Source organism: Clostridioides sp. ZZV15-6383, assembly GCF_020657735.1.
Lineage (GTDB): Bacteria > Bacillota > Clostridia > Peptostreptococcales > Peptostreptococcaceae > Clostridioides > Clostridioides difficile_D.
Window position 1 is genome coordinate 220,220 of the sequence record NZ_JAGWCV010000001.1, and the last position, 18,265, is coordinate 238,484.

Genomic DNA, 18,265 nt, shown 5'->3' on the forward strand with positions numbered 1-18,265 from the left:
TTCATCATCACATATCCCTATATTAATCAAAGTCTAAACATCCTCTCATTGGTATACTTGAACTTACTTTTATATTACTTCAATTTATATCTTTTTGCCATATATTTATGGCTATTTAGGCTTTAAATACTACTTTTTGGACAATAAATATTACTTTTCAGAACTTAAATGTAACATTTTGGACTAAACCATAATCAATGACCTCATATTTAAATAAATACCATACTACTCCACTTTAACCACCTTAGGTAATATCTGAAGGCAGAAACTCCTATTTGATTTTTATCCAATCAAATTTATATGCACCTAAAGTTAGCTTACCTTTGATATTAGTATTTTCCAATATATTTACACCACTAAAACCACAGTCTATAGTCTTCTCATTAGATGCAACATTAGTTACAAATACTACCTTCTCATTAGTTTCTTTATTCTCACGCTCTAGTGCAAATATCTCTCTTCCAAAATCCAATACATTTTGATTTGCATATGGAGAGAATGCACTCTCTCCTTTTCTTATATCTATCATATTTTTAAGTCCAATAAATATCTTATTTCTTCTAGAATTATTTTCTAATTCATAACAAATCCTACTATACTCTAACTTTTCTCTATTTATTCTTCTGTTTATACCTGATTTTTCTACTCCTTCATAATAGTTTCTAGAGCCTAATAGAGAATGATAGTATATAGCTGGTACACCTATAAATGATAATAATAATGCATGTGCCGATAATATCTTTTGTATTTGGACATCTTCCTCTATATCTTCATCTTTATTTAATAAAGCATCTAAATAATTTATATTTAACTCATATACAGACTTAGTTCCATCTGGATTATCCTTGTATGATACTCTACCACCATTAACTATAGTCTTATCTACTAACATTTTACATTCTTCTTCTGTAAGTATACCTTCTGTAGGTCTCATTCCTATTCCATCATGACTTGCTAAGAAGTTAAAGAATGTAGCATTATCAGATACCTTATCTATAGTCGAAGCCCATTTTGTAAGCTTAGTAGAATCATGTGTAGTGAATGTATGAAGCGTTAATGGTGGTAATGTAAATTGATATACCATATGTGCTTCATTTGTAGTATCGCCAAAATAGCTTATATTTTCTAAATGAGGTACGTTAGTCTCAGTTATTATTTGAGTATTTTTCTTAAAGTAATCAAGTATTATTCTCCATAGTTGTATTATCATGTGAGTTTGTGGTAAATGTATACAGGTAGTACCAGACTCCTTCCATAAGAATCCTATAGCATCAAGTCTTATAGAATTTGCACCATTTAATGCATAGTTAAGCAAAACTTCAGTAATCTCTATAAGTACTGGGAAATGTTTAACATTTATATCTATTTGGTCTTCACTAAATGTAGTCCAAGCAGTCTTTACACCGTCTTTTCCTTGGTACTTATGTATTATTGGAGAAGTTCTAGGTCTTACTACATTTGAGTAATCAAAATTTTTATCTCCTGGTATAAAATAATTTTGATACTTCTCTTCTCCACTTAAGTATCCCTTAAACCATCTACTACTCTTTGATATATGATTTGCAACAAAATCATACATTAATCTATAATCTTTAGATAAATTGTTTATATTCTCCCAATTTCCAAGATTGTTATCTATTTTCATATAATCAACAACAGAGAATCCATCATCTGAAGTGTATTCAAACATAGGAAGTATATGAACATCAGTTATAGTATCTCCTACTTTATTGTTTAAGAATTTCTTTAAAGTATCTATAGTGGGTACACCTTCTTCATATATACTATCTCCGTAAGTTATTAAATATACATTCTTTTCAGATATAGCATCCACCTTGTCAAAATCCTTACCTTCAAACTTCTCAATAGTAGCTTTCATCATATCAAAGAACTTTGGTTTGTACTTTTCTTTATATATTTCTTTAAGTTTTTGTTCTATACCTTGTAACAGTATCGTCTTATTCATGGTATTCTCCTCCTAATAATTTAAGAGTTATGTATCCTTTAGCTTTTATTTGTACACTAGAATCCAAAGTATCCAACTCCCTCTCATATAAATTGGTTATCTTTATATCCTTTATATATTTGCTATTTATACTTATTTCTTTAGTTTTACTTGTCGGATTAAATAATCTTACTATTACTCCATCCTCTTCATAAGATTCTTTACACATACTCATAAACACATCATCATTATCTATATTAAATAAGCTATAGCTTGATAAGTTTATAGTATTATCTTTAGGTATTTCAAATCTTTCTAGTCTTTCTTCAAATAAATTCAAATCTTGATTTTGGTAAGTAGTGTATTTATTTATAAATTTATCAGTAACATCAAATAATGCTGTTACATCTTCATCTGACTCATCATAGTATATGGCATACTCAAACTTCAATTTCTTATTAAGAAGTTGTGCATCTTTAGTATACACGACCTTGTTATTTATACCAGAAGCTCTACCTGGTCTCCAAGCCAAGTTATCTCTTCCCAGTAAACCAACACTTCTGTATAAAGTAAGTGCTATTTTGCTATCTTCTAATATTTCATATTCTTTTATACCTTTTGTCACTAAAGCAAAGGTATTGCTATTATCTTTTAAAGCTACAAAGTTCTCTAAAGCATATATACATACTGGCTTTTCAGCAAACTTTCTTTCTTTCCAATTATCTAAGTACATATTGTAGTTTTGTCTTGTTATGGCAGAGAATCCTTGGTCACTTAATGACACTTTTGATTTTATATTTGTATTGTATACAACTCTTAATCTATGGTCTTTTACAGTATTTTCTATATCATGTGAAACTCTTATAAAATTTTCACCACTTCTTACTTCTATCTTAGTTATTATTTCTAATATAGTTGAATTTTTATTTGATTTTCTTTCATCTATATCAAAAGGTAATTCTACACTATGCTTTAACTTCATAGTTTGTACTAAATTGCTCTTTGATACTTCTAATAACTCTGCTTTAGTTGCTAATATGTCTTTATCGTTACCTAATGGGGAAAAATCATATGAATCTCCATAATCACCACAATTTTCAAAATGAACTATATTATCTATTCTTTTATTAGTAGATTTATTAACTAATAGTAAGTTATTGTTATCGAATATTAATTCATATAAATCATTTTCTATACTCCTATCATTAGATACAACTAACATATCAGCTGTTTCTTTGCTATCTTGATTAATTACTAATGTAGTAAATCCCATAGGTTTAACATTTACATTAGCTAATCTGACTTCAGTTCTATAGTATCCAAGTAATTCTACTTCTTTTTCACCTTCAGCAGTTACTAATATCTGCTTACCACCACTTAGAACTTCTTGGCTATTTATAGTGAATTCTACAGTTTCTTTGTCTATAGTATTTATTGTAAAGTCTTTTTCCTTAGTAAATATTACAGCCTCTATTATTTCATTCATACATTTATTTTTAGTGTTAAATACAACTAATATATTGTCTCTATTTAAATATTTACTTATAGCTATTGTTATTTGTTTCTTAACAATATTTATAATATCATCACACATTACATTAACTTTTTCAAGTCTTGTAACTATGTCTCTATTCGTCTCATCCGAGTTGCACCCACCTATACTATCATGTGCATGTGCATCAAATAGTAACTTCCACATAATATCTAACCACCTAGACTTATAGCTTATTCCAGAAAATTTACCTATTACAGATAATGGCTCTAATACATAAAGAATCTTATTTTCTACTAAAGTGTTTAAGTATTTTATATCGTATCTTTGAGACTTTATAGTATTGTGTATTCTAGACTTTTCACATGCTATTAGCTCTCCATGTATCTTATTATCAAAATTGTTAGTCCAAGTATCCTTCATAAAAGTTTCGTAATCTGATAATACAAACTCATACTTATCTTGCTTTTCATTTAATTCTTTTATAGTTTGTGGGAAATGCTTTCTTACTAAGACTTGGTCTCCACCACATGGTAAAAGTAAGTTGTCACAATCCCTATTTAAACTTTCTAATTTTTCAAGCATAGGTATTAACTTATCTTGTATATACTGATTATCAGATGATAAGAACTTACCTGACCCATATCCTAAGAATATATTGTTAGCTCTAACACTTTCATTATCAGGAGAAACCCACTTGAAGTTTAAATTTCCCTTTAAATCATCTATGTATATTCCCCTTTGTAATATACTATATTCCATATCAAATCCGTTGAATATGGATGGTAAATATGCATTTTGTCCAAATATATCAGGAAGATATCCTACCTTCATACTATGCCCATACTTGTTCCCAAGTCTTGTGCCATATAAAAGATTTCTTATTATAGACTCCTTGTTCACAAGTATGGAATCTGTTTGGGTGTACCAAGGACCTATAAATATTCTTTTGTCACTTACTAACTTCTTAAGTCTTTCTTTTTCTTCAGGATATATCTTTACTAATTCTTCAACAACAGATAACTGTGCATCAAAAGTGTAAGAGGTATAATCCGTATCCTTTTCAAGTACATCCATTAAATAAGGCATATTTTCACTTAATAATATATTTGAATCTTCTATAGTAAAGTACCATTCTCTATCCCAATGAGAGTGAGGTACTACATATACTTTTTTCCTATTATTCATATCTTCCTCCATATAAAATCATCTTTTTTAACTATTTTTAAATAATTTTATTAAATATCTACTTGTGCAAATGGGAATTATTCTAGTTAAATTTATCCGAATAATTCCCAATTATTATTATGCTGTTTTATCTATATCATTTTTCTCTTGTCTTTTTATAATATTGAATCTTATAAATATATTGGCTAATGCTATAAATAACGTACCTACTATTAAACCTACTAGGTATGCCCATAAATTTTCTACTAAAGGCCATCCCCATATAGCTGGCAATGGATTCCATTGAATAGCACCCAACATTACTGCTGTTATAGAACCTATTATTGCACCTAATATATTTATAGGTATTGTTATTAGAGGATTTTTCAGCATGAAAGGTATCGCCCCCTCACTCACAGCTATTAGTCCAAGTATTATAGAAGAGTTACCCACCACTCTTAGGTTATCATCAAATACTCTTCTCTTAACTATAATCTTATCTAAAACAGTAGCTAAGCCTAATCCTATTGGTGGTATTACTATAGATAATACTCTAGCTGTTAATGGGAATACACCATCCGCTGCAAGACCTATAGCTATAGCACCTGCTGCCTTGTTTACTGGTCCACCTAAGTCAAACGCAGTACACGCTGCTATAACTACAGTTAATGCTATTGTACTAGCAGTACCAAAAGATTCTATTATATTTGCTATAAATGCATTTACTCTACCAAATGCAGGGTCTACAGCATAGAAGTTTAATAAGAATATTACTAACATTGTTATACCTGGTAATAAGAACATGGGCTTCATAGCTTGTAAGTTCTTGTTTAACTTTATGTTTTCATTTAAGAATCTAGTAACATAACCTGCAACTAAGCCTAATATTAAAGCTCCTATAAACCCTGATGGTATTCCACCTTCTACACCCCAGAAAGTAAAATGAAGTCCTCCAGCAAATGCACCACCTATAAATCCTGGTACTAAAGCTGGTCTATCAGCAATAGAATATGCTACATAAGCTGAAAATACTGGGTATATAAACTTAAATATCATACCTCCAAACATATCTAAATATCCTAACAATTCATAAAATGTATTTCCACTTTCTATAAAAGTTCCCATATTGTCGATTTGACCGATAGCCATAGCAGTAAGCTTAGCTATCCCCATCATAAGACCTGCTGAAACTATTACAGGAATCATATATGATATACCTGTCATTACAGCTTCCATCATTTCTTTTAATATACCCTGTTTTGACTCAGATGTAGACGTAACAGCTACTTCATTATCTGAAACTTCGACTTTCCCATCTGGATTTTGAAGTACTTTGTTAAGTAAATCTTTAGAATGTTTTAAAGGCTCTGCTACTCTAACCTTAACGAATGACTTCCCTTGGTATCTTTCTATATTTTTAACAGCAACATCACAAGCAAATATTACTCCATCTGCTTTTTGTATTTGCTCTTTTGTATGTCTATCTTCTATACCACTAGCACCTTGTTTTTCTGATATTACTTTTATGCCCATTTCTTTACCTGCTTTTTCTAAAGCTTCAGCAGACATATATGTATGAGCTATCCCAGCTGCACAAGCAGTTACTACCAATACAGTTTTATTATATTTATTTGTATCTTTTTCTTCTTTATCGCCACGATTTAAATTCTTCAAAAATTCATTAGCATTTTTAGAAGTTCTTAAATCATTATAGAAATTCTCATCCATTAAAGCTACAGATAATTCAGATAATAACTTCAAGTGGGTAGTCTCTTGTTCAGACTTAGGTATAGCCAATAAGAATACTAAATCCACTTCATTACTTTCATCTATACTTTCCCAGTCATTTATTTTATTGTTTAATCTAGCTACAGCAAAAGCTGCCTTATTTACAGAGTCACATTTACCATGTGGTATAGCTAGCCCTCTTTCTAGCCCAGTTGGAGAATGTTTTTCTCTTTCCATTACGGTATCAAAGAATTGTTCTTTTGAACTAATAATATTTTCTTTATAAAGCTTGTCTATTAACAACCTTATAGCTTCTTCCTTTGTAACTGCATTTACATCTAATGCTATTAAATTTTTGTTGGTCATTTTAGCTAAATTCATATCTCACCCTCCTATTAATACATTTACTTAAATGCTTATTTATCTTATAATATTATTATATATTATATAAAAAACATTTTCTTATACATAAAAAGTACATTTGTACTTTTTAACTATATACAAAGGTGGTGATTAATATTAGTAGTTTCATAATGAAATTTTCACATAAATTAAATAATCTTAGTCATGCTGAGAAACATATATTTTATTATATAGACTCGAGTATACATACAGTGAAGGATTTATCACTTACAGCTTTAGCTGAGATAAATAACGTAAGCACTACCACAATAATAAGAATGTGTTCTAAGATAGGACTATCAGGTTACTCTGAATTAAAGCATATACTTAAAGATTTAGATAAGGAACATACATCTATATCTGGTGACTATCATGTTAGTAATATAATAGATAACTTAAATCAAAATCTATCAAATCTTAATTTAACAAATATAAATAAGCTAGCTAAAAATATTAAATCTGCCAATAGAATAATAATAGTTGCAGTAGGACTATCAAAGCCTATTGGAGAATACTTCTCAAAACTACTAATGCAGGCTAATAAAAATAGTTTTTATGTATATGAATCTCATATGATTGACCTGTTAGATAAAACAACAAAAAAACAAGACTTAGTAATATTTGTATCTAATAGTGGAGAAACACGCACACTAATTACAGCATGTGAAAAGTTTAGGTACAAAAACTTAAACACAGCAGCTATAATAAATAGCCCTAATTCTACGCTATCTATGCTAGTAGACATACCAATAAATACATGCTCTCAAAAGCTTAATATTTCTGGATACGACACTACTCCAAGGTCTACTATACTAGTTATTATAGATATCTTATTTGAGACTTATCTAAATATTATTGAATAATAAAAAAGATATAGTTATAAGTAAAAATATCTTCCTTAAAACCACATAGTATAGAATGTATTAAACATTTATTAAAAGTAAGAATTGAATATCTAAAAGAAATAGGAATTAGGAATCCTGTATGAATGAAATAATTTGTTGAAGGAAACATCACTCAAAGTTAAGTAAAGTACGTTTCCTTGCTTTTATTATGTTACAAATTGAAAATATTAACACAAAACTTTGTAAGTACATACTTATTATGGTTCTAAAAAATATATGGAAATAATTGGATTTGATTGCATGAAATTATTGTTGTAATATTTAGTTAAATAAACAAATGATTGGGGCGATAATTGTGTGTTTAAGAAAACTATCAAAGTCAGAATTAACTGTAATGAAATTTATTTGGAATTTAAATACAAAAGTAAAATCATATGAGGTTATTAATTATATGAAAGATAAATATAGCTGGTCAGAAAAAACAACCTTAAAAACTTTATCTAAATTATCAAATAAAAGATTTCTGTATACTCAAGAAACAAGCAAATGTAGATATTATACAATCTCAATTAAAGAAGATAAGTATTATGAATTCATATCAAAAAAAATACATAAACTTTTAGTTTATAACTTTATAAAAAGTCTTTTGGTATCATTATCTCAGGAAGAATTAACAGATGAAAAAATAACTTCATTAGAAAAATGGATACAAAACTGGGAAGAAGAGGACTAAAGATTATATATACTATTATTTTAATATATATACTATTATTTAAATCAAAATTTTAATATGAAATTTATTACAAAAAATATAATTTTAATTTTCTATTTTTGACATTGTAATATATACAATAAAAATCTGTATTTTACATACCAAACTGATTTCTTATTTCTCTATCTTTACGCATTACCTCTTTCATATGTTTTAAAACATCAACAAGCATTCTAACTTCATACTCATCACAGTCGTTAAAAATTTCTTTAGCTTCTCCCTCAAATATAACTTTAGAATTTAATACATTATCACATAATAATTCATCTATTGTAACAGAAAGAGCATTGGCAATATTAATTAATACATGTAAACTTAATTTAGTTTTTCCAGTTTCAATGTTACTCATATGAGATGGTGTTATGTCTATTTTTTCTGCAATTACTTCCTGAGTCACATTTTTTTAATCCTTGCAATTTTAATTCTTTTTCCTAATGCGTTATAGTCTATCTCCATAATTATACTCTCCTTTCCATTTTTTATATTGTAACCATTGGTAGAGTATAATATAATAATCTATATACATGAATAATTTATATAAAATATTTTAATATTCAAAATTTAAAAAATTTATTGAAGATTAGATATCTACCCTACAAGTATGACTTTCTAGAACTAATAAACTATTTAAAATAAGTCGTATATATCTATAAAACCATTTATAGATATATCTGTACTATATTTAGATAATTCTGGAAAATTAGGATTTTCATTAAAATAGCGAGCATTAATATCTAAGCCTAAAAATATACATTTTTATCTATTTTCTATATCCTCATGAACAAATGAAAGTGTATCTTTCAATAGTGCATATTTCACTGAATAATCGAGGTTAAGAAAATGAGAATGTAAAACATCAATAATCACTAAAATTACAAACTGAGGGGATATAACATCTCCTACATCAAGATTTTTCGTTACAGCAGCTTTTAAGACTTCATCACAATATTCCTTCATTCTATATTTATAATTACAAGTTATTAATACCGTCTTTGCACCTTTTTCCTTTGCCATCTTCAAATATTGTTGTAAATTAGCACCACTAACGCTAATACATATAAGTAAAGATTGCTCATTAATAATTACAGAATTCATCTTCATTATATGTTCATCTGTAACATATTCCACACGCAGACCAAGTCTCATAAATCTGATTTTAAAATCACGTGCACACATTCCAGAGCTACCAATTCCGTATATGTATACATATTTAGCTTGTACCATCATATACGCAATCCTATTCATTTGCTCATCCTTAATTAGCGAATAACTTTTATTTAGCAACTCCTGATAAGTAGTGAATACCTCTTTTGTAATACTAGCGATATTTTCATTATCCTCAACTATATTATTTTCATATGCAAATATAAATTGACGATATCCTGAAAATCCACATTTCTTTGAAAACCTTGATAATGCTGCTTCTGAAACATATAATTTAGTCGATATTGTCTTTGCTTTAAAGTCTTGTTTTTTCTTATTCTTAATAAAAAAATCTGCAATTCTTTTTTCTATTGGTGATAAATCTGTATAAACAGATTCTAATATTGGAACAATACTTTTATTATATTGATTCATAATACCTCCTAAAAAAGCTCATGTCTATACTATAACAGACTGAGCTTTTCTTTTCGATATTTATTTCAATTCTATGCCAATTTCAAACATTCTTTTCCATGGCATATAAATACTTTCTATTTTAAACTTATATTTATTAAAAAACTCAAACGACTCAAAATATTGTTGACATCGTTTACGAATTTCTTGTTCTACATACTTTTGTTTATCTTTAAAATCATAATAAGAAAGTCCCATAGTTGGAAGTATATCATTAACTATAATTTGTCTTACATATGCTTGATAGATACCATCCTCTATATATCTATACGCTAAATGATACAAAGTTTCTTTAGATATACTATCAAGACTAAATGTTGCCATAGATAAAACAGTTCCTAAAGAATTGCAGTTAGTATTCCATCCAGCATATCCATATAATTTATCCATAAGGCCATGCTCATCTAGATATCTAAGTAATGTCAAGTCACTTCCATTGGAAAATGCGCTATCACAAAGTGCTACTTTCATACCACGATTTACGTATGATTCAATGCGTTGCACAAAATCCATAAGATTACGGTGACTTGTGTAAGTTAAATCTTGACTCTCTAATTGATTAAATGACTCTTGCATGATTTTTCCACACGTATTATACGCAAGAATGATATCTGCCTCCTTTTCATCTTCAACAAGTTCTCCATTTATAACACGTACATGGTGCTTTAAACTCTCCATGATAGGTCTATCTTCATATAGCGGGGTAATATATTTACCCATAGTCGAAGAAAAAAATGGATATACTTTTAAGGTACGATTATTATAATGATTCCAAGCTTTAGCAATCAATGAATTACCTACTTCATCTGCTCCTGGATATACATAAATATGTCTTTCTAGTTTTTCTTTATTTATAAATGAAACTACTTCTTTTTGAGCAATTGATGTATAACCAAATTCACTAGAATCATCCTGTGGAATAACTAAAATATCAATAAATTTGTCTTTTACGAGTTCTGCTACATGTAAATTATAAGAAAGATTGAATTCACATCTATTTTCATAGTCTTGAATATATTCTGGAGGTATTTTTATACTTTGAAGTTTATTTTCTTCTTCTTCATTGATTCCAATACGTTCTTTTTTATTTAAAAGCCATGCTCGTGTAAATAAATTTTCTCCATATTGTCCATAATAATCTGGTTCTTCCTCACTAGAATCATAGTGTGGACATCGCATTATGCACTGAAATGCATATATAACAAGTTGTGGATATAGTTTTCTAAGTTGTTTTAATTTTTCAATACGATGATAAACTACTTCTTTTGTCTCGGTATGGATACGAGATGGTAATAGGCCTCCATATAGTAACATATCTAAAGAAATCACTGCGTATTGACAGTTTTTTGACTGTTCTAATACAAACTCCCATAATCCTCCTATGTCTGCAGGCTTTTTCTTTTTGGGCAATAATGACTGAGGAGGAATAATAAGCTCTACATCTTTTCTAGAAGCAGTTATTAGTGATGGAAACTTTATATTACAAGGGCGCTCATCTAGTGGTACATACAGAATCTTCATTACATTAATTCAAGCGCTTGATTTAGTGCTTTCTCTCCATTAATTGTTCCATAAACTCTCATATCAATTACAGCCACTGGTTTTCCTGGAAAGTTACCCTCTACTTGGTTAAGAGCAAACTTTAATTGTGGTCCAATAAGAACGCAATCAACTTCTTCATCCAGAGCAGCAGCTTCACTATTCGATAAAGCCCATATTTTAACGTCTAATTCCCTTTGTTGAGCAACTTTTTTCATTTTTTCTACGAGTATAGACGTAGACATACCTGCATTGCATACTAATAATATTTTTTTCATTATTTTAATTCCTCCTTATATAAATGTATGAATTTTTGTGCTATGAACTTTAATGTTTCTGCATTCATAAGTTGGTCTTCTGCATGCACAAGCAATAAAGAATATTGACCAATATTTCCTTGAGCCTCTTTTTGAACTAATTTAGTATGTTCTTTATGCCCTGCAATCAAATAACTTTCAGCTTCTTCCATAAGTTTATCAATATTATTAAACTCTCTTTGCTCACATAATTGTATAATTTCCATATACAAAGACTTTGCTGCACCTACTTGGGATATAATATCAAATGCAGTCTGTTGCTCTTCATTCATTTCTAATTCTTCACTCATTTTAAAATTCTCCTTTCTATGTCTTCTAATGCTTCTAATATAGAAGTCATTTTTTGAGCAGGTCCACTATAGCTCCCATTCCCTACATAATAAGCCAAATCGCTTTTTTCAAACATTGAGTAATCATTTTCTGAATCACCAATAGATATAATTTTGCTATTTGGATACATCTCTTTTATCTTATTACCTTTGCTAACATATTTTTGTAAAATTTCTAATGATGTATTGCTTGTTTTAACAGCCTCTAGATACTTATAATTCTCATTAACATGACTTTGTAACTTTTCAATTTCAGAAAGTTCACCAATAATAAGAAATAATACTATTGGCTGATATTCAATGATATTTTTAAAGTCCTCAACAATCTTACTTGAGTCATAGTATTCTTTTGGAAAATCTTTATCTCTGTCACTATGCCAATAACGATTACTTACAGTATTTAATTCAACACGAATATTAAGATTACGTAATTCATTATAAAGTTTTTTTGCTTCTTCTTTATCTAGCAGTTTCGCCTGAATTTCTTGTTCATTTTGAATTACTGCTCCATTTTGAGAAATTCTACAATCAATTTGTAAGCCATACTTATGGTCAATATAGTATGCATCATGATCCAAACGTCCTGTATTCGCCATAAGGCGTATACCATATGTTTGTAACTTTTTTAACAAATTAATTGTACGTTCACCACCAATAACCTCATTATTAGAATCAATCAGTGTTCCGTCAAGATCAAACATTAATATAGTATTTATCATTCACTCACCTGCTTATTAGATAATTTTACAAATGGCATATAAATTAACACAGAAATAATAAAAATTATTAAAGTTGTAATTATCGCACCAATATTTGCTCCAGAAGCAAGATATGCACTGATAATCGGTGGAGTTGTCCATGGTATAAGAACATATGTATGGCCCATAAAACCAACTATAGTTGAAATCGTTCCTATAGCAATACCAAGCATACTTGTCAGAATCATCGGAATAATCAAAATAGGATTCATAACAACTGGAAGACCAAACATAATCGGTTCTGAAATATTAAATAACGCAGGAAGAAAACCAAGTTTAGCAATTTCTTTTTGGTCAGATCGCTTACTAACAAGGAATATAGCCACTACAAGAGCAAGCATATTTCCTGCTCCTCCCATAAATGCAACTGAATCAAGAAATGGTTTTGTCATAATAGAAGTCATTGCTTGATTAGATGCAATTGCATTTGCATTTGCTGTAAGACTTGCTAAATAAATAGGTTCTAAAATTGGATTAAAAATGAACGCAGAGTGTACTCCCATACCCCATAATAACATATATAAGAAGTAGATAATCGCTAAACCAATTGGAGAACTTACTATATTAGTAAATGGTTGTTGTATTATTTTGAATACAAGATCATTTAATGGTTCTCCTGATAAATTTGTAACCATGCGAACCAGACCAAAAACAATAACTGCAAGCATTACTGGAATTAATTTATTAAATGAGCGAGCAATTGAAGGTGGAACGCTCTCTGGCATCTTAATAACTAATTGACGAATTGATGATAATTTTCTTATTATTTCAACCGTAAAAATAGCACAAATGAAAGACATAAACATCCCAGCAGCACCTGTATATTGTGTATTGATATATTCTATACCAAGATCTGCATCAAAAGTTACGGGCATCAATATAAATAAACACACAACTGCAATGGCAGGTACAATAGTTGTTTCTTCTTTATAATGTTCACATAAGGCCTTAGCTGTTGTAAACGTTAATAATATAGCCATAATTGACATTGTAGCTGGAGCTATTGCTCCCCCAAACTTTGTTAGTTCTGTAAAAGGCATACCAAATAATTTATTAGTAAAACCATTCTCACCAATAATTACATTATTAATAAGTGTAAAAAATGAGCCAACAATCATAATTGGCATTATTGCAACGAATCCGTCACGAATTACTGCTAGATATTTATTTGCTGATAGTTTATTGGCAAGTGGAAGTAATAATCGTTCTAATTTTTCCATAAATTTATTCTCCTCCTAACATTGTAATTTCGTCACTAAATCTTTTTGTTATCACTTGCGGTCTAGTAATTATAGAACCTACCACCACACTATGACATCCTAATTCAAGAACACGTTTTGCCTTTTCTGGAGTATCTATGTTTCCTTCTGCTATAACCGGATGTTTAACCTTGGATAAAATCTCACGAATTATTTCGAAATCGTTTTCTTCAACTTTAAAACCTCTTGTTTGTTTTGTGTAACCTACTAGTGTTGTCCCAATATAGTCAAATCCAAGCTTATCAGCAACTAATGCTTCTTCTACACTTGCACAATCTGCCATAAACTGCTGATTAGGATATTTCTTTTTAACAAGACTAAAAAATTTATCAATGGACATACCTTCATAGCGTGTATTACATGTTGCATCCATAGCAATCACATCTACATTCGCTTCTACAAGCGAATCTACTTCTTTCATTGTTGGCGTTATATACACATCACTGTTATCTATCTCGCGTTTAATAATCCCGATAATGGGCAATGATACTATATGTTTAATTTCGGCAATATCAGATACAGAATTAGCACGTATCCCAACTGCTCCTCCCTGCTTTGCCGCAAGTGCCATTCTCCCCATAATAAATGAAGAATAAAGTGGTTCATTATCTAGTGCCTGACATGAAACTATCAATCCTTTTGGTAGCATTGTATCCCTCCTTTGTAATAAGCCAATTATATCACCCGATATATGTGCAAACAATAAAATCAGCTATATTAGAAAGAACTTTCGATATTTTATTACAAAAAATGATCTATATGCTTAAAATTGAAATTACTTTCAAAAAATATAGTAAGGTTAATATTAACTTTTAGTTTTTATGTAAATATCAATTATTAAAATATGTCTCTTTCCATACTTATTTGATGTGATAAAACTTCTCTGGATTAAATAATTTTATACCCATTTTAAACTAAACCACCTTTTTCTATTAACTTTATGTCTAATTTATTGTACTATTTTCAGAAATACAGACATCAGTTGACTTAGTCAAGGTGATTCTTGTAAAAATCAAATGATAATTCGTAAGTATGATAGCCAGCAGATTGATTGAATGGTTCTGTTATATTTAAAGAGTCTGAGACAGAAAGTTCAATTAGAGCTTATGAATTTACTAAAAGATTATAAGTTAGATCAAAATAAGAAATTATTGAGAAGTATTGTTAGAAATAAATATAATTTACTATTATTCGATAAAAAAAATAATGATATAATAATATATAAAAGGTATAAATATAAATCCTTACAATGATGTATAGAGCATCAAATTTATGATAAATATATTGAACTTTTATTACTAATTATAAAGTATAAAATAAATCTTAATGAAATTACAAAATGATATTAAACATAATTATTAAACTATTTTATGAAAGGAAGTTTTTTATTGAATTTTACAGATTTTTTTTATTTTACAAAAATAACAACACAAGATATTATATATGATATTATTACTTTGTTAGGATGGTTTGTTGCTATAGGTACATTATATGCTGCAAAAAAAACTATAACTCAATCAAGAGAACAATATATAGAAGATAAAAAAGCTAGTGTAGTTGTATCCTTTGAGAGTGTAACTTTTGGACAATTTGCTTTTGTTTTTAGAAATTTAGGAAGTAAATATGCTACAGATATAAAAGTAAAAATTAATGAAGAGTTTATAAAACAATCTAAAGGCCAGACATATGATTCTTTAGTGCAATTATCAAAGTCTTCATTTGTTTTATCACAATATAATCAATTTAATCTAGTCTTATCAGAAAAAGATTTTGAAAAAAGTATGTTTAGTCTAGTAGCAGATTTTTATATAGAATACAATAATGGCTATAATAAAATAATTGAGGATACTCACATAGATTTATCCCAATATAAATGGGCTTGTGAGTTTGAAGACCCTATTGTACATAATATGAAAGAATTAATCAAAGAAAAGAAATACATGAATAGAGAAATAAAATCTATCAGTAGGAACTTTGATAGATTGGTTTTAAAATTTTATTCTTCAAATGAAAATATAAGTTGTTCTGCAAAATTATTTTTGATTGATATAAAAAATAAATGGAGTTATGAAGAATTACTAGAAGAAAAAGAGATTAAATTATATGCTGAAGGATTAGCATATGACAAGTATCAATATTCAATACCTGAAGTATTGAAGGAATTAAAATTAAACAAAATTATTTTTAAATATAGCATAGAAATAGACGATGGTATGCTTATAGAATTTAGTTCATATGGAATAAGATATATTAAAGATAACATTTATATATCTTAATTCTAAAATCTTATATAGTAACATATGTGATTCATATTAAAATTTTATATTTCCAATATTTATGATATAAGGAATAAATATTTGAAAAAGCTATGAGTGGTGTTTCCATAGAAGTTTCCTCACTTTCTTATGAGAGGAGGTGAAAAACTATGGAAAATCTAATGATGAGTATTATAGCTGGTGTTATATCCAGTTACATTTACGATAAATTAAAGAGCCACTCTGAGTGTGAACTGAACTATACCCCTCTTAGGAGACAGTTAAAATATGTAAAACTGTCTAAAACTAGGAGGGTTTTGTTATGTCCAAAACTAAGGTATCATCAGAACAAAAAATCAAGGCAATTGAATCATATTTAAAAGGTGAAAATTCAGTAATAAAAATAATGGAAGAATTAAATATTGGAAAACGTACATTCAGAGAGTGGATGCGAAATTATGAAACTTTTGAAAATGATGGTTTAATAAAACAAAGTGGCAAATCATGCTATTCTAGAGAGTTTAAATTGAATGTTATAGAATCTTATCTAAATGGTGAAGGATCTTATGACACAATTTCAAAAAAATATAAAATGAGATCTGTTCATCCACTAAAAACTTGGGTTAAAGAGTATAATATTCATAAGGAGATAAAAGAAACCCCGAAGGGAGGACTCTTTATGGAGACTAGAAAAACAAGATTAGATGAAAGAATTATAAGTAATAGGAAAATTCCTAGAATATGAGCAACTTTCTCATATTAAGTTTCATGATTTAAGGCATTCACGTGTTACATTACTTATGAACTCGCATGTTCCTATAAAGGTTATTTCAGAAAGAGTTGTCCATTCAAATGTTAATACAACTCTAAACATATATTCTCATGTACTTAATGAAATGGATAGAGAAGCCTCCGATAAAATAGCAGGGTAAATTATATAAGGATGAATCAAAGCTGTAAATGGCAAATGCAGCTTCATTTTTATGAAATATTTTGTTATTATAAATTTAAATTATTATATATTTTCCAATAAGTAAATTCAATATTAAAAAAATCGCTTTACGTTAATAAAAAAATCAATTTAAGTTTTGAAATTAAAGAATAAATATAAAAAAAAAATAGTATTATTAGAAAAAATATTTTTTTAATGAAATTCTGGGGAAGTAGAATAAAATTGTTGTTCTAAAGATTTTTATATGCCATAATGAAATTAATTAAATATATAGGAGGTTTTGTTATGAGTAATTTCAAAGATTTTGATTTAGATTTAAGAAAAGTTTCGAGTAGTAACGACGATGAGCCTCAAACTAGAACTATCATAACTACTATATCATTAATTGGAGCTTGTGACACTATGCCTAACCTTACTATCACTAGACCTTGTTGTCAAAAAGATGGACATAATATTGAGAATGATGTTGCACCACGTTGTCAATAAATTTTAATCATACATAAATAAAAATAAGGGGCTGTCGCACTAAAAAATAGTGCTACGCCCTTTTTTGTATAAAAAAAATAAATCCCAAGTTCAAAAGATCCTGGGATTCTTGTATAATAATTGTATGCAAAAACAAAATACTATACAAATTGATTATACTACTTATGGTGATAATTATCAATTTAAATTACCACTAAATATTGATTATATGATTCCAAAAGATGATTCTGTAAGGTTATTAAGTCAAATTATTGAGGAGATGAATTTAGAAAAATTATATAAGACTTATTCTCGAATTAGAGGAAATAGAGTAACCCCTAGACAACTTTTGAAAATTATAATATATGCAAATATGAACTGTATTTATTCTTCAAGAGAAATAGAGAAAGCATGCAAAAGAGA

Annotated in this window: 16 protein-coding genes and 2 pseudogenes; 7 read left to right on the forward strand and 11 right to left on the reverse strand. The window is 28.5% G+C overall.

The features are described from left to right. Nucleotides 1–271: 271 nt before the first annotated feature. The 3 genes from KGF42_RS00935 to KGF42_RS00945 form a co-directional block, all read right to left on the reverse strand. Nucleotides 272–1,966 (reverse strand): sugar phosphorylase, encoded by a 1,695-nt coding sequence (locus KGF42_RS00935; RefSeq protein ID WP_227825539.1) that lies wholly within the window; start codon nucleotides 1,964–1,966, stop codon nucleotides 272–274. Further along, complete coding sequence (locus KGF42_RS00940; RefSeq protein ID WP_227825540.1) at nucleotides 1,959–4,625, reverse strand: glycoside hydrolase family 38 C-terminal domain-containing protein; 2,667 nt, start codon at nucleotides 4,623–4,625, stop codon at nucleotides 1,959–1,961. Before KGF42_RS00940 ends, KGF42_RS00935 begins: the two co-directional genes overlap by 8 nt. A 117-nt stretch (nucleotides 4,626–4,742) precedes the next feature. Then, the gene (locus KGF42_RS00945) at nucleotides 4,743–6,713 is read right to left on the reverse strand and encodes a fructose-specific PTS transporter subunit EIIC (RefSeq protein WP_227825541.1); all 1,971 of its coding nucleotides are present in this window, start codon (nucleotides 6,711–6,713) and stop codon (nucleotides 4,743–4,745) included. Nucleotides 6,714–6,865: 152 nt separating this feature from the next. Between KGF42_RS00945 and KGF42_RS00950 the strand changes: the two genes are divergently transcribed. Both KGF42_RS00950 and KGF42_RS00955 read left to right on the forward strand, forming a co-directional pair. Beyond that, nucleotides 6,866–7,597 (forward strand): MurR/RpiR family transcriptional regulator, encoded by a 732-nt coding sequence (locus KGF42_RS00950; RefSeq protein ID WP_227825542.1) that lies wholly within the window; start codon nucleotides 6,866–6,868, stop codon nucleotides 7,595–7,597. Nucleotides 7,598–7,934: 337 nt separating this feature from the next. Continuing rightward, nucleotides 7,935–8,312: a BlaI/MecI/CopY family transcriptional regulator gene (locus KGF42_RS00955; RefSeq protein WP_227825543.1), complete on the forward strand. Its 378-nt coding sequence runs from the start codon at nucleotides 7,935–7,937 to the stop codon at nucleotides 8,310–8,312. A 133-nt stretch (nucleotides 8,313–8,445) separates the two neighbouring features. Here the strand turns inward: KGF42_RS00955 and KGF42_RS00960 are convergent. From KGF42_RS00960 to KGF42_RS00995, 8 genes and pseudogenes are all read right to left on the reverse strand, one after another. Next, nucleotides 8,446–8,807 (reverse strand): annotated as a pseudogene (locus KGF42_RS00960) (helix-turn-helix domain-containing protein). Between the two features lie 300 nt (nucleotides 8,808–9,107). Further along, nucleotides 9,108–9,929, reverse strand: a complete 822-nt coding sequence (locus tag KGF42_RS00965) for a MurR/RpiR family transcriptional regulator (protein WP_227825544.1) — start codon at nucleotides 9,927–9,929, stop codon at nucleotides 9,108–9,110. 60 nt (nucleotides 9,930–9,989) lie between these two features. Then, on the reverse strand, nucleotides 9,990–11,489 hold the full coding sequence (locus KGF42_RS00970) for a DUF4127 family protein (protein ID WP_227825545.1): 1,500 nt from the start codon (nucleotides 11,487–11,489) through the stop codon (nucleotides 9,990–9,992). Continuing rightward, nucleotides 11,489–11,785 (reverse strand): PTS sugar transporter subunit IIB, encoded by a 297-nt coding sequence (locus tag KGF42_RS00975; protein WP_227825546.1) that lies wholly within the window; start codon nucleotides 11,783–11,785, stop codon nucleotides 11,489–11,491. Before KGF42_RS00975 ends, KGF42_RS00970 begins: the two co-directional genes overlap by 1 nt. Next, complete coding sequence (locus tag KGF42_RS00980) at nucleotides 11,785–12,114, reverse strand: PTS lactose/cellobiose transporter subunit IIA (RefSeq protein ID WP_227825547.1); 330 nt, start codon at nucleotides 12,112–12,114, stop codon at nucleotides 11,785–11,787. Before KGF42_RS00980 ends, KGF42_RS00975 begins: the two co-directional genes overlap by 1 nt. Continuing rightward, nucleotides 12,111–12,872 carry an HAD-IIB family hydrolase gene (locus tag KGF42_RS00985; protein ID WP_227825548.1) on the reverse strand — a complete coding sequence of 254 codons (762 nt, stop codon included), beginning with the start codon at nucleotides 12,870–12,872 and terminating at the stop codon, nucleotides 12,111–12,113. The genes KGF42_RS00980 and KGF42_RS00985 overlap by 4 nt, the downstream gene beginning before the upstream one ends. Continuing rightward, a complete protein-coding gene (locus KGF42_RS00990; protein WP_227825549.1) occupies nucleotides 12,869–14,131 on the reverse strand; it encodes a PTS transporter subunit EIIC in 1,263 nt (420 codons plus the stop codon). Before KGF42_RS00990 ends, KGF42_RS00985 begins: the two co-directional genes overlap by 4 nt. Before the next feature lie 4 nt (nucleotides 14,132–14,135). Next, nucleotides 14,136–14,819 (reverse strand): N-acetylmannosamine-6-phosphate 2-epimerase, encoded by a 684-nt coding sequence (locus KGF42_RS00995; RefSeq protein WP_227825550.1) that lies wholly within the window; start codon nucleotides 14,817–14,819, stop codon nucleotides 14,136–14,138. 739 nt (nucleotides 14,820–15,558) lie between these two features. On the opposite strand from KGF42_RS00995, the gene KGF42_RS01000 reads away from it, so the two are divergent. From KGF42_RS01000 to KGF42_RS01020, 5 genes and pseudogenes are all read left to right on the forward strand, one after another. Then, on the forward strand, nucleotides 15,559–16,446 hold the full coding sequence (locus tag KGF42_RS01000; protein WP_227825551.1) for a hypothetical protein: 888 nt from the start codon (nucleotides 15,559–15,561) through the stop codon (nucleotides 16,444–16,446). A 301-nt stretch (nucleotides 16,447–16,747) separates the two neighbouring features. Next, nucleotides 16,748–17,170, forward strand: coding sequence for a helix-turn-helix domain-containing protein (locus KGF42_RS01005; protein WP_227825552.1), 423 nt, complete (start codon nucleotides 16,748–16,750; stop codon nucleotides 17,168–17,170). Further along, nucleotides 17,154–17,357, forward strand: a pseudogene (locus KGF42_RS01010) (tyrosine-type recombinase/integrase); the annotation flags it as partial. The gene KGF42_RS01005 and the pseudogene KGF42_RS01010, both read left to right, overlap by 17 nt. A gap of 305 nt (nucleotides 17,358–17,662) precedes the next feature. Continuing rightward, on the forward strand, nucleotides 17,663–17,863 hold the full coding sequence (locus KGF42_RS01015; protein WP_227825553.1) for an FDLD family class I lanthipeptide: 201 nt from the start codon (nucleotides 17,663–17,665) through the stop codon (nucleotides 17,861–17,863). Nucleotides 17,864–17,987: 124 nt separating this feature from the next. Further along, a partial coding sequence (locus tag KGF42_RS01020; protein ID WP_413926977.1) for a transposase occupies nucleotides 17,988–18,265 on the forward strand: 278 nt, incomplete at its 3' end.